The following is an 18,986-nucleotide window of genomic DNA, read 5'->3' on the forward strand; positions in this document are numbered from 1 at the left end:
ACGGACATTCTTACAATTGCAAGAAAGTCCGTTTGTATTTTTATTATTCCGCTTCTTTATGTCTTTCTATAAGAACATTGAGCATTTCTTGATGAGATTTGCTTGTAATCTCATATTTAATGGTAGGAATGATTGAAATTGCCATACCGATTGCAGGCGGAATTGTGAGCAAAAACCACATTGCCTTTGAATAATTTTGAAAATCGGTTGCAAACGACGCACCGTTGGCAATGGCTGTATTCATTTTTTCAATGTTAACATCGGAATAGCCGACTGCGGCATAGACATAAGCCGAAATAATTGAAGCAATACCCGTTGAAAACTTTTGGATAAAGCTTTGACCTGCAAAAAACACACCGTCGGGACGGTAATTATGATGATAGTCCTCATAGTCTATACAGTCGCTTATCATAACGCTTTGGCAAATCATAACCGCACCAAAACCGATTCCGGCAAAAAGGAGCAGTACGCCGTCGATGACTACCCAACCAATTTTGGCAAGTTCGGTAGGAGCGATAAGATAAGTAACAAACAGCAAAGCCATAGGCAAAGCGGAAAAACCTGTAAGATTGTAAAGCGTTTTTACATCAATCTTTTTCATAAGCACAGGGCAAAGTGCCGTTGCACCGAACTGACCGATAAAGAACGCACCGCCAATGATAACAACGGTAAGGAATGTTTTGCCGTTGCTGAACGCATTGGTTAAATCGCCGCCGCAGTAGTAATATGTAAACAAAGTCATTACAACTGTTGCGAGGAGCTGAAGCGGAGCACGAAGAATACCGGAAATCAAAAGTCTTCTGAACGGTTTGCAGTTCCACATAAGAGCAAACGATTCTTTCATCGTTTTTCTTTCGTCAGTATTAGGTACTCGTTCTTTAACGCCCAAGCCTGCACATTCAAAAAGGATTGACGACACAATCGTCATTGCGATACCGACAACGATAAAGCCCTTTTGTGCATTTTCACTTTCGCCGAATGCTTTGTTAGCCGCCTGACTGAGAGCAACAACCGACACAATACCGAGACCTGCCGCAACGGAAGCAACTATTCTTGCAAGTGCGATAAGATTTGCTCTGTCTTTTTCAACCTCACTCATACGGCTGATGACGCCCCAAAGCGGAACATCGCCCGCCGTGTAGGACATACCCCAAAGAACATAAGACACAGCTGCCCAAGTTACGATCAGCACCATAGCGGTTGTATTGCCGTTTTCTTTAGCCACGGCATAATTTCCATTGAGAAATGAAACGCATGTAATCACGCAAATTACAAGCGGAGCAAAAAGAAGATAAGGTTTGCACTTGCCCCATTTTGTTCGTGTTCTGTCAACAATCGAGCCCATCATCGGGTCGTTGATTGCATCCCAAATTCTTGCGATTGCAAAAATCCAGCCGAGTGCCACAGCCGGCAAACAAATTACATTTTGAAAATAATAGTAAAGCCCTGCCGTAACAACATTGTAAATAAGATTTTGACCGAAAAGACCGGTTAAAAACATACCGGCTTCTTTTTTGGTATAAGTTAATCTTTCGTCCATAATAACCCCTTTTTAAAATTATGACAAAAAAGGACGATTCCACCGAACCGCCCTTTCAACATTATTAGCTATAAAAATGTGACTTATGCAGCCTTTTCCTCTGCTGTATCGTCTTTCTTTTCTCTCATAAGTACAAACTTTTCCATTGGGAAGAGAACTACCATCTGAACAAAACCTGCTGCCATAGAAGCAAGAAGACGTGCGATAGACTCGTTTGTAACTATCTTGAGGAACCAGTTGCTTGCTTCAACCTTGAGAAGTGCACCAACGATTGCACCCTGCATCCAAGTTGAGAAGAGGATGAGTGCGAGAAGAAGCACGATGTAAATAACAAAGTTGTACCAAGCAGAATCAGACTTGAATGTTGTCTTTTTATTCTGATAGAAACCATAAATGTTAGCAATAAGGTTTGAAAGAAGGAACGGAAGTACATAACCCCAGGTTACTACACCGTCGATAACATACTTTGTAGCTTCTTTTGAGCCTGCTGTGAACATTGTAGGTGTAAAAATGCCTCTTAAAAATTCAGGAAGCAATGTGTGGATTTGGTCGCATACCAAAGGAAGCAAAGCCGCAAGTGCCAACTGAATGATTGTTACAAGACCCGATACAACAAGGAACTTTACAAGTTGCCAAAGAGTCTTGATGAAACTACCCTTTTCTTCAGCAGCGTTATCAATGCCACCAAGACTGAATTTTTTCTTTTCGTCTGCCATAAATTTACTCCTTAAAAATTATGTTTTCTATGTAAATAGCGAATTTACTAAATCATTATAACAATTTTTATTCCAATATGCAACAATTATTTTAGTAAAAACATACAAAAATTATGAGAACAACAATCCGAGCATAGCGGTGCCCGAAATCGCGTGAATAATAGCGATAACCGCCCACACGATAAGTGCAACTATGCCGGCAAGTATTGCAAGAAGAAGAATTACAATGAGAATAAGAACAAGAAGCACAAGAGGACCTTTTTTGCTCTTATTAACAGTATCTTCAAACTTCTTTTGTTCAAAAGCAGAAGCGGGGGCAGGGTTTTGCTCATCATAAATCGGATAAAGCGGAAGAGTTGCCTCGGCATCGCAATAACCGCTGTTCCAAAGAAGAGGCTCAACAAGACTTCTGACCGAAGTTGCACCTTTGAGCACCTTGCCTATTGAAAAATGAATTGTATTCAAAAATGCGTCAATTACATTGAGTAAACCGCAGGTGAGCTTGTATTCCCTTGTATCCGGAGTATACGGAGAATCACCGCAGTACAGGTTTTGGATAAGCTCGAGAATAAAATCAATAACCTTATTATTCGCAATATCGGCTATATCGGACTTTTTAAGACCGCATTCCTTTTTGCAAAGTCGCCAAATTTTCTTGAAGGTCAACTTGTCAAGAAACTTGCCGACAGGTTTTATTATCCACGCAAACTTTTTGACAGTTTCGCCCGGTACCGAAAAAGCAGTTGCCATTTCTGCAAGTCGGTCAATATCATGACCCATTGCCCACAAAACTTCCTTTATCATACCGAAGAAAAAGTTTTTCATATAATCCGGAAAACTCTTGCCGTCAGTGTCAAGTCCGTCAACATTGTCAACAAAAACAGTGTCAACATCAATCTTTGAATTTTTTGGGTCAAAGGTGACATTCCTCATTACAGGCGGACAGCCGATAAGTGCACCGCAGGTGATGTCATAAAACTTGTTGCCTTTTTTGGTTGTAATATCGCTTATGTCGTGAACATGGGTGTGACCCGTGAGCATACAGGAAAGACCGGCATCCGCAAAGATTTCTCGTGTTGTTTCGTAATTTCTTTGCATATTGCCACCGCCGATGATGTTATAAAACGGTGACGGTGAAATCATAGGATGATGAGTCATTGCAATTACAAACTGGTCGTTCTTTTTTGCATCCTCAAGCTGTTCCATAATCCAAGCCATACAGTCATCGGAAAAGCCTGAACCATGCTCGCCCTCCGGCTTGTAATTTGTGTCGTCATTGAGTGCAAACAAACGATAACCCGGTGCAAGCTGAACAACATAGCACATAGACTCTTTATGCACGGCAATAGCCTCGTTTGGTCCAAACTCATAGTACATATCCCACAAATCGTGCCTATCGCCAACGGCAGGAACTTCGACCTTTTCATCATCCTCATAAGCATAGGCAATGCCGTCATCCTGAAAATCGTGGGTAGCAGTTATAACATAAACTCTCTTGCCTCTTTTTTTGAGGTCACGGAGCATCTCAATAAATTCCTTGTGCGACTGTATTTCGCCCTCGTGAGTGGTATCTCCGGAAATAAGAACAATATCCGTTGAGGTGTCCTCACACAGCATATCAAAGGCTCTTTTGATGACAAGAGAACTGTCCTTAATCACCATCTGCGACTTGGATTCCATCTTGTCATAAGCCTTACCGTGAGTACCGAGCTTTGTTGAATAATAATGAACATCAGTAATAAACTGAACCTTAAGCGGCTCGTTGTTTGAGCCTACAATTTTGTATGCCATATTCTTACCTTTCAATTACAAAGTTTCAATTTTAAGTATACCCTTATCAACATCTTTGTCAAATGTAAATTCCAATGAACTGCCGTTACGGAGCTTAAATTTAACTTCTTTTCCGTTAAAGGTAGCCTTGTACGAATTCTTATCACTGAGGGTAACAATCATGGAATATTTTTCGTTGTTGCCGAAATACTTAAACGAAATCTCGGCACTGTCATCGGTTACATTTTGGTAATCGGTCCATACATCGAGACCTGTTGTAACCGTTCCCGGCTTGTAATAAGCGTTTGCCCAAATGCAAATTGGAGCAGACAAACCGCCGAAGTTGTGGAACCATCCGCCACGGCGGGTTTTGATGCCGAAGCATTCATATGTAAAGTAGGTGAAATCGGTTTCTTCTTTCCACATTTCAAGTGCACGGTTTGCAATTTCAAACGCAAAATCTGTGTCGCCGTTGTCAAGCATTGTTTTCCATACAAACCACTGATGGCTCATCCAAACATTGCCGTTCCAATAGCCGTCATCAAAATAATAAGAGGCGGACATATCAACAGCAGAAACGCCTGCATTTGACCACATTTCATTTGGATTTTTGATATGAGAAATCAAGCGTTGCTTTCTTTCTCCGTCAACCGCACCTGCGATAAGCGGATAAACTCCGTCAAAGCCTTTATCCCAGTTTTCGCCGTCCTCGGTTTTCATAATATAAGGAGCATTTTTGTCCTTATCGTACATAGTGTAGCCGAAATATCCCGACTCCTCATCCCAAGCGTAATTGTTGAGTGCATCTGTTGAGAACTTAATATCCGCATCATAAACGGCAATATCGTCTGTTTTGCCGAGATAATCGGCAACCATTTTCATAATCTTACCGGCACGAATAATTTGGCTTGTAGAAAGACAAGGGCAAGAATATTCCTCCGCCTTGTCGGCAATCATCTTGACCTGAGCCGGATAATCATCCATACCCGAACAAGAATACCAATAATCATAGGTTGTAAGAAGTCCGTTGCCAAACTTTGCACAGGTTGAATTATGGTTTCTGCCACGCAAAAATTCATAGTACAGCTTCATTTTGTTATACATAAAATCAAGTTTTGCCTTGTCATTTGTACGCTTCAAAAGTTCAAGATATTCCACAAACTGTGTCGGCACAAGCGAACCGTGAAGGAGGAAGCAAAAATCATCGTTGTCATCATCACAAAGATACATATCAAGTGCATATTGACAAAGTTCATTGCTGAACTCAAGAAGTCCCATACCGATGAATCCGCTGTCCCAAGTATAGAAGCTGTCCCAACGCTTGCCCGGTGTGTGATGAATAACATTTTCGCCGTGCTTATAAACAGGATAAACCGTATTTGTCAGCAAAGTTGCACGCAAAATATCGGTTGAAAGAGCGTACTTTTCGCCACTTTTGTTGAACTTTGCGGTTTCACCTGCTGTTTTGCGTTCGTTATATATTTTTTCATATTCGTCACAACTCAAAGGCTCAAAATCAGACTTTGCAACAACCGCATATTCAATATGAGTGCTGTGCGGTTCAATAAAAATCGACTTTACAAGAGTGTTTTGGAAGAAGCCGTCATCCGAGTTTTTATGCTTGAACGAACCTGAAAAAGTTTCTTTCAAAGCGTCATATGTATGGTCGCCGTTTGAAAGACGATTGATGAGTGCATCCTCAAGGCTTCCGCTGTCGAGTGTGCGGAAACGGGTGTTTGGATTTGAAGTAATCACCCTGAATTTGCAATCGTCATAATGATAATCAATATCAACGGTGTAGCCGTTTTCGTTTTTCTTTGTTGAAATTTCAGGTTTAAAATCGTGCTTTATTTCAACAACTTCAAGACTGTTGCCTTTTTCATAAACAGCAACAAAATCAAGTTCAACACCTGCACCGCCGAGGCTGACAAGTTCAAAATCTTCCGCAAAAGGAAGTTCAACAATTGTCAATGCATCACTGTGAGGCAAAATGATTTCCGTGCCGTTCAAAGCGAATTTTGCGTCTCCGTCGGTTACAGTTTTATATCTGACAGCAACAACAGGGTTGTCAATGCCGTCTGCCGAAAGTTTATAGGCAACCTTATCCCCTGCCTCACAGCCAAAAGGTTTCAGTCCCAAATAGTGCACATGAGCATTATCACATCTGTCGCCCAAGCCGTATCCGAGATAAAATTCCTCGCTCTTGAACATTCCTCTGAACATACCGTCGGGTGTTTCATTTTCCCACGGTCTGATTTTTGCATAAGAATATTCCGCATAATCATTTGCCTTGACAAGTTTGTAATTTTCATCTTCAGCCTTGATGTAGTATTCCTTTGAATTTGGAAATTCGAGTGATGAAAAGAAGTTAAGCACCGTGTTTTGCGACAAATCGGTGTTGTTTACGAATTCAACTCTTGCAAGATACGCTTCGTCATTTATTTTTGAAAACGAAACATCGGCGTACACCATATCTTTCCACATCAATTCATATCTGTAAGAATAGAACGAATAGTCCGTTGCACACTTCCACAAATGGTAGCTTGACGGAACGGTTACATTGGGAACAGGGGTAGACGAGTTCCAAATTGTCGGATGAACCGCAAAATCAAAACGCACCGCATCAGCTGTTGATTTTGCATTTTTGTTGTTGATAGTGCCCATAACCCTTGAAAGTCCCATATACTTCTTTGAATAAGGACCCCAAAACGGCATAGGCCCCAGTGATTTTTTTGCCATATTATCCTCCATAGTTTGTTATATAAACTTAATTTTCATTATGATAGGAAATTGTTTCTTTGTCAATAATTTATTCAAATATAATTCTTTTTTTGACAATTAAATTATTGACAAAACATATTTTTAAAGTTATTATATTATAATGAAAAATACTGTACAAAGGAGTTAAAGCATGAATATTGACGAAAATGTTAGAAAAATACTTGTATCTCTTTTGAGAAAATGGAAAGTTATAGTTGCATTTGCCCTTGTCGGTGCATTGCTTGGTTTTTTTTACACAGCAAACATCACAAAACTCACCTATACTTCAAAAGTTGAATTTCTTGCCTATGCGGTGGACACAAAATCAGAAATCAAAGGTTCATACAACAGCCCCGATGACACAAGAACCAGCAACACAAGCAAAATGAATTACACCACGATGATGCTTGCTACATACATCGAGATAATGAACACAAACGAATTTGCTTCGACCGTTGCTCAAAATTTGAACAAACGAATAAATTCGAATTGCACTTCCGACTTCATAAAAAAGTCGATGCTGATTGAAGCGGTTGAAGACACGGCTATGTTCACAATTTCCGTTACTTGCCAAAGCAACGATATGGCATACGAAATAGCACATCAGCTTGAAACGGAAGTTCCACAAATGATGAAAAGAACAAACAACGGACTTGTTCAGGCAAGCGTTGAGGACAAGCCTATCAAAGCATCCGCCGCAGGAAGCAAAGGATACACAAAGAAATGTGCAATCGGTGCTATTGCAGGCATAGTAATTGCTTGTGCATACATCATCTTGCGCAACTTGCTTGACATCAAAATTCGTTCAAGCGAGGAACTTGTTGAAAAATACAACATTCCTGTTCTTGGCAACATTCCAAATTATGAAATCAAGAGCACAACAAGAGCTAAGGCTATTGACGAGCCTTATGTCAGCAAGACATCGAAGGGAGATGAATGATTATGGCAAAGAAAAGCAACAAAAAATCTGCTAAAACAAATTCAACATCCCGCCAACTTTTGAAAGACATCGAAATGGACCCTTCTCTCAAGTTCAGAGTAGAGGAAGCATACAAAAGCATCAGAACAAACATTATGTTCTCGGTTATGAAAAAAGGATGCAAAACCATTGTAATCTCATCTTCAACACCAAACGAAGGCAAAACAACAACCACAATCAACATTGCGATTGCACTTGCACAGGCAAACCAAAAAGTTTTGCTCATTGACGGTGACTTGCGTAAGCCAAAAATTCATCACTATTTTTCTGTGCCTAACTCACCGGGACTGACAAATTATCTCGGCAGTAAAGTGGGTTCATCAAACAGAACAGATTTGCTTTCTGTTATTCACGCAACAGAATACGAAAATCTTTCGGTTTTATGTTCAGGCTCAATTCCCCCAAACCCTGCTGAAATCCTCGGCAGTGAACCGATGGCGGAATTTTTGGAAGAAATCGGCAATGATTTTGATTACATAATCATTGACACACCACCTATCAATGTTGTTTCGGACGCACTTCCTGTTATCAGAGAAAGTGACGGAGTTGTGCTTGTTGTTCGTTCAAACCAGTCAACTCATCCCGAAGTTCAAAGAGCAATTTCAGCGCTTGAATTCATTGATGCAAAAATTCTCGGATTTGTTGTAAACTTTGCCGAATCGGGTCGTTCAAAATACGGCTACGGCAAATACGGCCGTTACCGCTACGGCAGATACAAGAACAGCTATGGCTACGGCTCATACGGTTCATACGGAACATATGGCGGATACGGTTACGGTTCATACGGATACAGTGGATACGGATACGGAGCAAAAGGCGGTTATGATTCATACGGCTACGGCGGATACGGCTACAACACACCTCCGTACGATCCACGACAGAACAAAAGATAAATTTTGCGGCAGTAAAGGATTGATATAATGATTATTGAAAATCTTGTGGAAACACATTGCCATATTATGCCGGGTGTTGATGACGGAGCACCTGACATTGAAACAAGCCTTGCTATGATTGAAAAATTGCAAAGGCAGGGTGCAAAGAAAATAATTCTTACACCCCATTATTATTCGGACAATATTTCGCTTGATGATTTTTTAAGACGCCGTGACAAGGCTTTCAACGAGCTTTTAAGAGAACTTCCGAGCGGGAGCCCAACGCTGATTCCTGCTGCCGAAGTTTACATCAGCAGGTACTTGTTCAACAATCCGAATATTGATGAACTGAAAATAGCAGGTTCAAATTATATTTTGATTGAACATCCGTTTTCAAGCAGTTTTTCTGAAAACACATACGACAGGCTTATGAATATGTACTGTGATTACGGTGCAAAGCCTATTCTTGCTCATATTGAAAGGTATCCGGCTCTTATGGATGACCCGTACAAGCTGGAAGATTATATCAATATGGGTTGTCTTACGCAGGTCAACATTTCTTCATTTGTTGATTCTCACAGAAGCGTGAAGAAAAAGCTCATCAAACTGCTCAACACAGGTCATATTCACCTCATTGGTTCTGACTGCCACAATCTGTCAAGCAGAGCACCGGAATATGAAAACGGAATAAAAGAAATTATCAAAAAGAGCGGACAGGAAGCTGTTGATGTTCTCATCAAAAATTCAAACATCCTGACCTCGGGAATATAAAATTAACCTCGGACATCAAGTTAGTCCGAGGTTTTATTTTGTCAAATTGCAAAATATAATATAACGGTGATTTATATGAAAAAAGCGGTTACCGTTTTTCAAACAATATTCTTACTGTTACTGATAGGTTTATTCATTGTTTTTTCAACAAAAGCAAAGGCACAAACAATCAGCGGAATGAAAATGTGCATAAACATAATTGTACCCTCTCTGTTGCCGATTTTGATTTTGACCAACACGGCAATAAAAAGCGAGGCTTCGACATTTTTCGAGTTTTTACTGACACCTATTGCAAAACTATTGAAGTTCCCGCCGTCTGCAATGTGTGCAATAATTTTTGGATTAATCGGCGGTTATCCGACAGGCGCACTCCTAACAGAGCAACTTTTTGAACACGGTGCAATAGATAAGCACACATCAAGACAAATGCTACGATTCAACTTTTGCGGTGGAGTTGCTTTCATCGTCACGGCAGTCGGAACAATAAAACTAAACAGCACCAAAATCGGCGTTGTTATTTACACCATCAACCTGCTGTCGTCACTTATAATATGCATTGCGGAAAGCCTGTTTGAAAAGCCCAAATCATATAAAAACACAAAAATAACAAAGCAAAACTTTTCAACTGCGTTGGTGAATTCTGTTGAAAACAGTACAAAAAGCATCGCCATTATGTGCGGATACATAACCTTCTTTTCGGCATTGTCGGGATTATTCAACATACCAAAATCCATAATGCCAATAATCGAAATTACAAACGGCGTATTTTCTGCAAAACAAAATATCTCCCTGCCCTATCTTTGTTTTTTCTTATGTTTCGGCGGATTTTGCATACATTTTCAGCTGTTTGGAATAATCAAAAAAGTAAATATGAACTACTTTGATTTTTTCATTCATCGGCTTGCCGGCGGAATAATATCATATTTCCTGGGAAAAGGCTACATTGTTCTTTTTGCGCCCGAACAAGAGGTGTTCAGCAACATATCAAACATTACGCCGATTGCAAGCGAAATAAACAGCAGTTTGAGTTTGATGTTGCTTGCAAGCTGTGTCATAATAGTTGTTGACCTGCACAACAAAAAATCAAGTTTGATATAATACATATAATATGTTATTATTAAGACGGTGATAGAATGAAAAGAAAATTTGCAAAAATAATATCTCTGCTGTTGGCAATTTTGATGTTGACAGCGTGCAGTGAATTTGAAAACATCGAACAAACCGTTTCTAAAGAAAAAGAAACGACAACGCAATATACCGAAATTGCACAAAGCGAAAGTGTAAGTGAAGTTGAACCGTACACGGTTTATCCTTATACGGTAATCAACAACAATGTTCCCGAATTTGAAAAAACGGATTACACAAAATCATTTGAAAAATACGGCGAACTCGATTCTCTTGGCAGATGCACATCGTGCATTGCAAACATCGGAACAGACCTTATGCCGACCGAAGAGCGTGGGGCAATAGGTTCTGTCAAACCGACCGGCTGGCAAGTTGCCAAATACAGCAATGTTGACGGCAGATATTTGTACAATCGTTGCCACTTGATCGGCTATCAGCTCTCAGCCGAAAACGCAAATCCAAACAACCTCATCACAGGCACACGATACCTCAACATTGAGGGAATGTTGCCGTTTGAAAACAAAGTTGCAACCTATGTCAAAACCACAAGCAACCATGTTTTATACAGAGTTACTCCGATTTTCAAGGATGACGAACTTGTTGCACGAGGCGTACAGATGGAAGCATACAGCATTGAGGATGACGGCGAAGGTGTTGAGTTCAATGTTTACTGCTATAATGTTCAGCCTGATATAGAAATAGACTACAAAACCGGCAACAGCAAATATGTAGGCAATGAAGCGGAAACCATCGACAACGGCGAAAAGCAAAAATACATCGTCAACATCAACACAAAGAAATTTCACAAGGAGGACTGTCCTTCTGCCAAAAAGATAAAATCCGAAAACAAAAAAGCATACACGGGATACAAAGAAAATCTTGTGAAAAACGGCTATTCGCCTTGTTCGCAATGCAACCCTTAATATTAATTGGCAGTCCACAATTTATAAACAGTTAATCAAATCTTAATTAAATATTTGATTTTTTATGCTTATATAAGTATAATAAAAATAATAACTATATTTCAGGAGAATTATATGCCTAATTATGAAGATTATAAATGTCCTGTTTGCAACAAGCAATTTACAAAGGACGATGATATAGTTACCTGTCCCGAATGTGGCACACCTCACCACAGAGAGTGCTACAATTTGACAGGTCACTGCGTAAACAAAGGCTTGCACGCATCCGGATACAGCTTTTTGGATGAGCACAAGCCGATTATTCCGGAAGCACCAAAGCAACACAACGCAAATACCGGTGAATATTATGCACCGCCTGCTGACGGAAACAGCAACGCAACAAATCAAAATCAAGGCGAAAATCAGCCGACTCAAATGCCGTTCCCTACTATTCAAACTATTCAGTTTGACATTCCGGAATACAAGGAGCAGGGCGAAATTGACGGCGTGAACATCAACGATATTGCTGCCACCATCCGAACAAACCCACAGAGATTTATTGAAAAATTCAAAGATTTTTCAGCGAAAAAAAGCAAAATAAGTTGGAACTGGGGTGCATTCTTCTTTGGCTCATATTATCTGCTGTTCAGAAAAATGTACAAGCAAGGAGTTGCATTCTTCTGCGTACTGTTTTCAATAGTCTTGGTCGGAGATGCCGCATTGTTCAAATTTGCTCCAAAATATATGGGAGCAATTCAGAACTTTGTTTCAACCTATGACCCGAGATCAACCGCAATGCCCGATATGTCAGCAATCATGAACGCATCGGACGCACAAACGGCTGTGAAAATTATGTACATTATGCTCGGTGCTCTGCTGTTGGTGAGAATAATAATTGCAATGTTTGCCGATTATTTTTACAAAGGCACGGTATTTGCCATAATCAAAAGTGTTTCGGAACAGCTCGACAACGGCGCAAACTTCATCCAATCGTCACTTTTCGGTATGGATGCAGACCTTGACCAAAGTCAAATGAAACGACTGTACCTTGGCAATAAAGGCGGAGTGACATTTTTTGCACCGCTGGTTGCATATTTTGTATTTTATATTGTAACATCAATGTTTTAAAATTTAGGAGAGAGAAGCATGAAAAAAGTCAGAAAAGCCATCATCCCTGCTGCGGGATTGGGCACAAGAGTGCTCCCTGCATCAAAGGCAGTGCCAAAGGAAATGCTCAACATAGTTGACAAACCGGCTATTCAGTACATTGTTGAAGAAGCGTTCAACAGTGGGATTGAGGAAATACTGATCATCACAAACCGTGGCAAAGAAGCAATTGAAGACCACTTTGACCACGCATTTGAGCTTGAAACAAAACTTGCAGAAAATCCTGACAAAAAGGATCTTTTGGATTCTGTAAAGGCTTGTGCAAACTTTGGCAACATCTACTTCCTGCGCCAAAAAGAAACAGGCGGATTGGGTCACGCTGTGCTTTGTGCAAAGGCATTTGTCGGTGACGAGCCGTTTGCGGTTTTATATGGCGATGATGTAATTATTTCTGACAATCCTGTTACAAAACAGCTCATTGATGTATATGAAAAATACGACAAAGGCGTTGTGGGAGTTAAAGAGGTTGATACCGAATCAATCCTCAAATACTGCTCTCTTGCTGTTGAACCGCTTGAAAGCAACTGCTACAAATGCACAGATATGATTGAAAAGCCAAAAAGAAACGAAATCCTTTCTCACTTTTCAATTTTGGGCAGAGTCATTTTGCCTCCGCAAATTTTTGACATCTTGGAAAGCACTCCAAAAGGTGCGTGCAACGAACTTCAGCTCACTGACGCTATGAGAACGCTTGCACAACACGAGGGTGTTGTTGCTGTTGACTATGACGGCAAAAGATACGATATGGGCAACAAATTCGGAATTTTGCAAGCCAACATTGAAGTTGGACTCAAACATCCCGAATTGTCCGACAAAATGAAGGAATACATAAAGGAACTTTCAAAAACCTTGTAATCCTCGGAAGGAAAAAGAATGAACAACAACTATTATAATCCACAAAACAATCAATATTATCAGCAACAAAACGCACAATATATTATGATGCAAAGGCAAATTGCCTACGCAAAAAAACAACAACGAAGCGAGCTTGTAAAGGTTGGATTTGTACTCGGCGGTGCAATTATTTTGTATCTCTTTTTGCAAGTCTTTTGGGCAAGTATGATGAACACACTCGGTTTGTCGGACCTTTACAACAACTCAACAATGTTCAAATACGCATTCAACATAGTTGCGGTTGACCTGCTTGCAATGTTCCCTGCGTTCGGCATTGCTGCATTGATACTAAAACGCAACTTCACAAGTGAGTTCTTCCCTGCCAAAAAGGTTGGAAAACTAAAAGCAACAGCTTGGGTTTTCTTGGGAATGGGATTCACCATTTTGGCAAACTATTTTGTATCATTTATGATGACATTTGTAAAAAATGTGCTTGGATACGAATTGACCCAAAATGAATTCGGCACATCAAACGACCTTCTCACCTGCATTGTTATGGTTGCGGCAACTGTATTTGCACCTGCAATTTTTGAAGAATTTGCATTTAGATGCTGTGCCCTTGGTGCACTCAAAAAATACGGCAAGGGATTTGCTGTGTTTATGGTCAGCATCATTTTTGGATTAGTCCACGGCAATGTTATTCAATTTGTATTTGCATTTCTTGTTGGCTTAATTTTGGCTTATATCACCGTACAAACCGACAATGTAATTATTGCAATGGTTATTCACGCTCTGAACAACGGCAGATCGGCTGTTAACGACATTGTCACAACAGCAACAGATGAAAAAACCGCAAACATTGTTGCAGTAGTCATTATGATTATTCTTGGCGTTCTTGCAGTTGTTTCGCTTGTTTATCTGCTCATAACAAAATCATTCAAAGCTGAAAAGAAAATCAAAAGCCTTTATGACAACAATTTTGCAACAAAACTTGCTTGCATGATTCCGGGCTTGATAGTTCCGTTTGGAATTCTCATTGCATTAACAAAGCAATACATCACAAAGATATGACAGAAAACAAATTTATGCAAACTGCGCTTGACCTTGCAAGGCAAAGCGCACTTGAGGGAGAAGTTCCCGTCGGTGCTGTTATCGTTAAGGATGGCGAAATTGTCAGCACAGGCAGAAATCGGCGTGAATACGGCAAAAACGCACTTTATCACGCAGAGATAGAAGCTATTGATTCGGCTTGCAAAAAGCTCGGAGGATGGCGACTGTGGCAATGTGAAATGTATGTCACCCTTGAGCCGTGCCCAATGTGTGCGGGAGCGATTATCAATTCAAGAATCAAGACCGTGTACTACGGTGCGAGCGACAACAAGGCGGGTAGCTTTGGCTCGGTTGTCAACTTCAACGATTTGCCATATAATCACAAACCTCAAATTGTGGGCGGAATTATGGCTGACGAAGCACAAGCCGTGCTAACAGCGTTTTTTAAAGAATTAAGAAACAAGAAAAAATAAAAATCAAGACACACTATAAGGAATTCAAATCCAACATAGTGTGTCCTTTTTTTCAATATAAAAGAGGCGAACAAAATGTTCGCCCCATTTTTTTAATAAGTGTTTTCCTCTGAAGATTCTTCGTCCCAGACGCTTCCTGTTTCGTTGCCGTATGATGTTGTGATTGCATCACTATTAAGAAACTTGATGAATTCACTTTTAGGTGGTTCAAATTTTTTCATATTCAAAACTCCTTACTTATTAAGTGATTGTTCAACAGGATCTGAATAAATAGTATTAACAGTTCCGTGGCTATCTTTATATGTTACATAAGCTCTGCCTGTAAATGCCTGAATGCTCGAAGTCTTTGAAACTTTCATTCTGATTGTGTATTCATTATGAGATGAAAGAGAATCGCCCTTAACAACCTTTGTTCTGCCGTTTGCGGAAATCTCTGCACCCCATTCAATCAATTTGCAATCTGTAGGGAGATAGAACTTACAGTTGAACACAGCAGATGCCATTGTGTTGCCCTTTTCATCTACAACATCCTCTGCAAAGCTACCTGTGATAGCAACCTTTGCTTCTTTTCTTGTAACCTCAACAACATAAATCTTGTCTGTCTTTGGAGCAAAGAAGCTTGTGTCATCAAGGTATGTGAGAATGTTTACGCCTGCCTCATCAGTAGCAAGTGCATATTGCTTGCCTTCTTCGGTGTTTTCAAGTCTTACATAGCTGTTATATGTGTAAGCCTTATAGCCATTTTCAAAGCCCTTGAAGTAAACCTTGCACATTTGGTCTTCTGTTGTTTGTTCAGGAGTGTAGGTTGCTGTTACATAAATATCACTGCCTGTACCTGTTACAGTTGACTTATCCCAACTTGCAAATGAATAGAACGGAATCTTCGGAGCTGGAACTGAATCTGTTGGAAGATCTACATTTTCCTTAAGATACTTAACAGCTACAACTCTGCTGTTCTTGCCAAGGAATACAACCTTTGAATACTTAGCTGTATCTGTTGATGGGTTTGAAACTGTGCAAACAGTAACTTCTGCTTCCTTTGTTACATACAAAGTGAAGTTGTCGGCAAGTGTTTTAACAGTTGTTACAGTGCTGCCGTTATCTGTTGTTACAATCCAAGCCTTAACGCTTTCGCCGTTTGTTGGAGTGTATTCTAATTTAAGCTGTGTTCCGTATTCAACAGGTTTTGTTTTAATCAAATTTGGGTTGGTTGCGTCTTCTGACAAGCTGTTAAATGTAATTACACACTGTGTCTTACGAAGCAAAGTTTTTGCAGAAAGAATCTGTGCAACCAATTGGTCAATATCAGATTGCATTGCAGCGTCTTTTTTGTCTGCTTTTGCTTTTTCAACAACAGCAGAATACTGTGCTCTTGATTCAGCTGTGTACTGCTCATCGTTTACGATTGATTCAGCTTCGGTTACAGCACCATTATATGCAGTTTCGTCAGCAATGAATTCACCACATTTTGTGCAGATGTGTTCTTTATTTAATGTATGCTTTTCGGTATTCTCTTTTGGAACTTCCTTGAAAACTCTGTTTGCGTCCGGTTCAGTCGGCCAAGAATATGTTGTCCAAGAGTGATATTCTGCATCCTTGCTTGTTTTTTTAGTAGCAGCTGTGTTTGGAGCATTATTTCCGGTTACTGCCCATAAGCGAGCTGTTTCAGAATCCTGTGCCTCAACAGTAACCGGTGAACCGTCAACCTTTTCAAAAGTGAATGTATACTTCTGAATTTCAGGATTTTTGTACTTATCATAGTTTTCAATCAAAGTTTTCATTTCGGAAGCCTTGGCTGCAACTGTTTCTTCTGTGAGTCCGTCTGTAAGATTAAACTTGTAAAGTGCTGCGAGAGCCTTGTAGTAATTATCAAGTGAAGAAGCAACATATTTGCTCTCATTTGCCTTGATCATTCTGTAATTTGACTTCAATTCTTCGTCGTTCAAGAGATTCTTGAGTGGAAGATAATTGATTACAGAATAGTTTACAGGAACGCTCATAGTCGTAACATTGTTACTCATCGGTGTGTAACCTGTACGCCACCATACCGAAAAGTCTGCCTGAATTGTATATTCAATTTTATTCAAACTTGAATAATAATTATTGTTGAATGAATCATCAGGAGTGAATTTAATATAATTCTTGAATTGCTTGGCATCTTGAAGATCATATCTCCTGTCGCCGTATTTACCCTTTTCCTCTGATCTTGAAATGTCCACATTTAAATCTGACGAAAAATCATGTGAAGAATCAGTAGAATTTGATAAATCCGTCCAACTTGTAGAACGAGTCCACATAGGACTGCCATCTTTTTGTCCGCCTAATGAAAACGGACCGCCATTTGTTAACGCAATATGGTCAAAACCATTATATAACCAAATCCATGTTCCTGTTTTGGCATCCTTTGTTTCAAAAGTAACAGGAATCCTTATATCTGCGTTTTCTGAATCATAAATGGCAACCAAGCTATTAAGGTTATTTGAAGCAAAATTGAAATTATTTGCACTTTTGTCAAGAACCTTATTTTGTGTAGTTTGTGTCCATGATCCGGAATAAGCAATATTTTTCATATAATCGGCTTGATTTGAAAGAGCTCTGCTACTGTCATTGACCAAATAATTATATGTAGGAGCGCCCTTGTCAATCATTGAAGCGATATATTGCTTATCTGCATCAAAACTTGTTGTTACATTTACATCCAAAGCAAAAGTGTCAGGACTGCCGTTCTGACCGAAATAATAAACAGATGTGTCAGAATAGCTATTACCCGAAGCGTCAGTAAAATCGCCTGCAGCTTCACCGTTAGCAAGCATAAATACGATTGTTACATAAGAAAGGCGTGCAGCCTTGGCAGACTTGATTGCCTCAACAATATCAACACTGCAATCACGAGAATCACCTTGATTTGCAAGTGTAATCGTCTGAAGATTTTGCAAGCCGAAAATTTGCTTTGCACTATTTGCACGACCGTTTGTATTGATTGGGTTTGACCAAATATCCTTATAAAGAGACGCATCAATTTTTTTTGCGTTGCCGGATGTGTTCCATACAACATTGCTGTCGCCTGCAAAGTATGCTTGATTCTTTGTAGGATACATTACATGCAAAGGAACCCTTTTGCCACTTGTTCTTTTAGCAAAGAAATTATAATAAACAGGGCTGATTTGATCAAATTCAGTTGCTGTGAAGCCACTGATGTCAAAATTGACAAAACCAATGTCGAACATGTTCTCGGTAGCATCATTAATGACATTTGCATATGTGCCACCCCATCTGTTTCCTGTTTCGTTTGTAAAAAGTCCATAAGATTTTACACTGATTTGTTTGGAAACAGTTGATGAATCAGCTGCGTTAGCTGTAAGTGCTGTGAATGGCAATGAAGAAACAACCATCAACACTGCAATTAAGCAAGCAATTGTTCTTTTGAAAAACCTTTTCATAAAAAAAACCTCCATATGTTTCTATTTTTCTGATAAAACTTTTGCAGACTTTCTCCCCAAATGTCTGAACACAAAAGCATAGTTTTACTTATGGATATTTTACCATAATTATGGCTTTAAATCAACAAAAATTTAACATAATTTTAAACTATTTATACACAAATACACTATAATTTATTGTGAAAATTAACTAAACAAGACAAAAACTAAGACTGTCGATAAAGCTCCTGAAACACGCCAAATGTATTCAACCAATTATGCCTCCCATTGATGCAAGGTGATTCCCCCGTTAATCGGGGGAAATGTCTGCAACGCAGACAAAAGGGGGCGTCTACGCAGTAAAGGTGGCAACACGAAGTGTTGACGGTGGGGTTTAAAAAGCTGTAAGTATCGAACTTACAGCTTTTTTGGCGTTTTTCGTTTTTTGCGAACAAGCATATATAAGGCTTCCAAAAAATCCGTGGATTTTTTGGAAAGAGGAAAAACATATGTAGTATACTTACAAAACTTTGTTTTGTTCTATACGGAATATGTTTTGACGAGGTACAGCAAAGTTCGCAAGAAAACGAAATTCAGAAACTTTCTCA

15 protein-coding genes are annotated in these 18,986 nt (G+C 39.6%); 9 read left to right on the top strand and 6 right to left on the bottom strand.

What is annotated here, in order from left to right; translation table 11 throughout:
- Positions 1–43 precede the first annotated feature (43 nt).
- The 4 genes from B5D29_RS07285 to B5D29_RS07300 form a co-directional block, all read right to left on the bottom strand.
- Positions 44–1,540, bottom strand: a complete 1,497-nt coding sequence (locus tag B5D29_RS07285) for an MFS transporter (protein WP_078768922.1) — start codon at positions 1,538–1,540, stop codon at positions 44–46.
- Between the two features lie 83 nt (positions 1,541–1,623).
- The gene (locus B5D29_RS07290) at positions 1,624–2,256 is read right to left on the bottom strand and encodes a hypothetical protein (protein ID WP_078768923.1); all 633 of its coding nucleotides are present in this window, start codon (positions 2,254–2,256) and stop codon (positions 1,624–1,626) included.
- 111 nt (positions 2,257–2,367) lie between these two features.
- Positions 2,368–4,047, bottom strand: coding sequence for a metallophosphoesterase family protein (locus tag B5D29_RS07295; protein ID WP_078768924.1), 1,680 nt, complete (start codon positions 4,045–4,047; stop codon positions 2,368–2,370).
- A 15-nt stretch (positions 4,048–4,062) separates the two neighbouring features.
- Complete coding sequence (locus tag B5D29_RS07300) at positions 4,063–6,765, bottom strand: MGH1-like glycoside hydrolase domain-containing protein (RefSeq protein WP_159443432.1); 2,703 nt, start codon at positions 6,763–6,765, stop codon at positions 4,063–4,065.
- A 172-nt stretch (positions 6,766–6,937) separates the two neighbouring features.
- Between B5D29_RS07300 and B5D29_RS07305 the strand changes: the two genes are divergently transcribed.
- The 9 genes from B5D29_RS07305 to B5D29_RS07345 all read left to right on the top strand — a co-directional run bounded on the left by B5D29_RS07305 (position 6,938) and on the right by B5D29_RS07345 (position 14,959).
- Entirely contained in the window at positions 6,938–7,726 is a 789-nt protein-coding gene (locus B5D29_RS07305) for a YveK family protein (RefSeq protein ID WP_078768926.1), read from the top strand.
- A gap of 2 nt (positions 7,727–7,728) precedes the next feature.
- Complete coding sequence (locus tag B5D29_RS07310) at positions 7,729–8,658, top strand: CpsD/CapB family tyrosine-protein kinase (RefSeq protein ID WP_159443433.1); 930 nt, start codon at positions 7,729–7,731, stop codon at positions 8,656–8,658.
- 27 nt (positions 8,659–8,685) lie between these two features.
- Positions 8,686–9,408, top strand: coding sequence for a tyrosine-protein phosphatase (locus B5D29_RS07315; protein ID WP_078768928.1), 723 nt, complete (start codon positions 8,686–8,688; stop codon positions 9,406–9,408).
- 75 nt (positions 9,409–9,483) lie between these two features.
- Positions 9,484–10,506 carry a hypothetical protein gene (locus B5D29_RS07320; RefSeq protein WP_078768929.1) on the top strand — a complete coding sequence of 341 codons (1,023 nt, stop codon included), beginning with the start codon at positions 9,484–9,486 and terminating at the stop codon, positions 10,504–10,506.
- 35 nt (positions 10,507–10,541) lie between these two features.
- Positions 10,542–11,456: a DNA/RNA non-specific endonuclease gene (locus B5D29_RS07325; RefSeq protein WP_078768930.1), complete on the top strand. Its 915-nt coding sequence runs from the start codon at positions 10,542–10,544 to the stop codon at positions 11,454–11,456.
- Between the two features lie 114 nt (positions 11,457–11,570).
- Positions 11,571–12,563, top strand: a complete 993-nt coding sequence (locus B5D29_RS07330; RefSeq protein WP_078768931.1) for an RING finger protein — start codon at positions 11,571–11,573, stop codon at positions 12,561–12,563.
- 18 nt (positions 12,564–12,581) lie between these two features.
- Positions 12,582–13,457: a UTP--glucose-1-phosphate uridylyltransferase GalU gene (gene galU / locus B5D29_RS07335; RefSeq protein ID WP_078768932.1), complete on the top strand. Its 876-nt coding sequence runs from the start codon at positions 12,582–12,584 to the stop codon at positions 13,455–13,457.
- A gap of 18 nt (positions 13,458–13,475) precedes the next feature.
- Positions 13,476–14,507, top strand: coding sequence for a CPBP family intramembrane glutamic endopeptidase (locus B5D29_RS07340; RefSeq protein WP_078768933.1), 1,032 nt, complete (start codon positions 13,476–13,478; stop codon positions 14,505–14,507).
- Complete coding sequence (locus tag B5D29_RS07345) at positions 14,504–14,959, top strand: nucleoside deaminase (protein ID WP_078768934.1); 456 nt, start codon at positions 14,504–14,506, stop codon at positions 14,957–14,959. Before B5D29_RS07340 ends, B5D29_RS07345 begins: the two co-directional genes overlap by 4 nt.
- A 92-nt stretch (positions 14,960–15,051) precedes the next feature.
- On the opposite strand, the gene B5D29_RS08830 is transcribed toward B5D29_RS07345, so the two are convergent.
- Together B5D29_RS08830 and B5D29_RS07350 are read right to left on the bottom strand one after the other, a co-directional pair.
- Positions 15,052–15,180 (bottom strand): hypothetical protein, encoded by a 129-nt coding sequence (locus B5D29_RS08830; RefSeq protein WP_273472140.1) that lies wholly within the window; start codon positions 15,178–15,180, stop codon positions 15,052–15,054.
- Positions 15,181–15,192: 12 nt separating this feature from the next.
- Positions 15,193–18,399, bottom strand: coding sequence for a hypothetical protein (locus B5D29_RS07350; RefSeq protein ID WP_078768935.1), 3,207 nt, complete (start codon positions 18,397–18,399; stop codon positions 15,193–15,195).
- Positions 18,400–18,986: the final 587 nt, after the last annotated feature.

Source organism: Eubacterium coprostanoligenes, assembly GCF_900167205.1.
Classification (GTDB): Bacteria; Bacillota; Clostridia; order Oscillospirales; family Acutalibacteraceae; genus Eubacterium_R; species Eubacterium_R coprostanoligenes.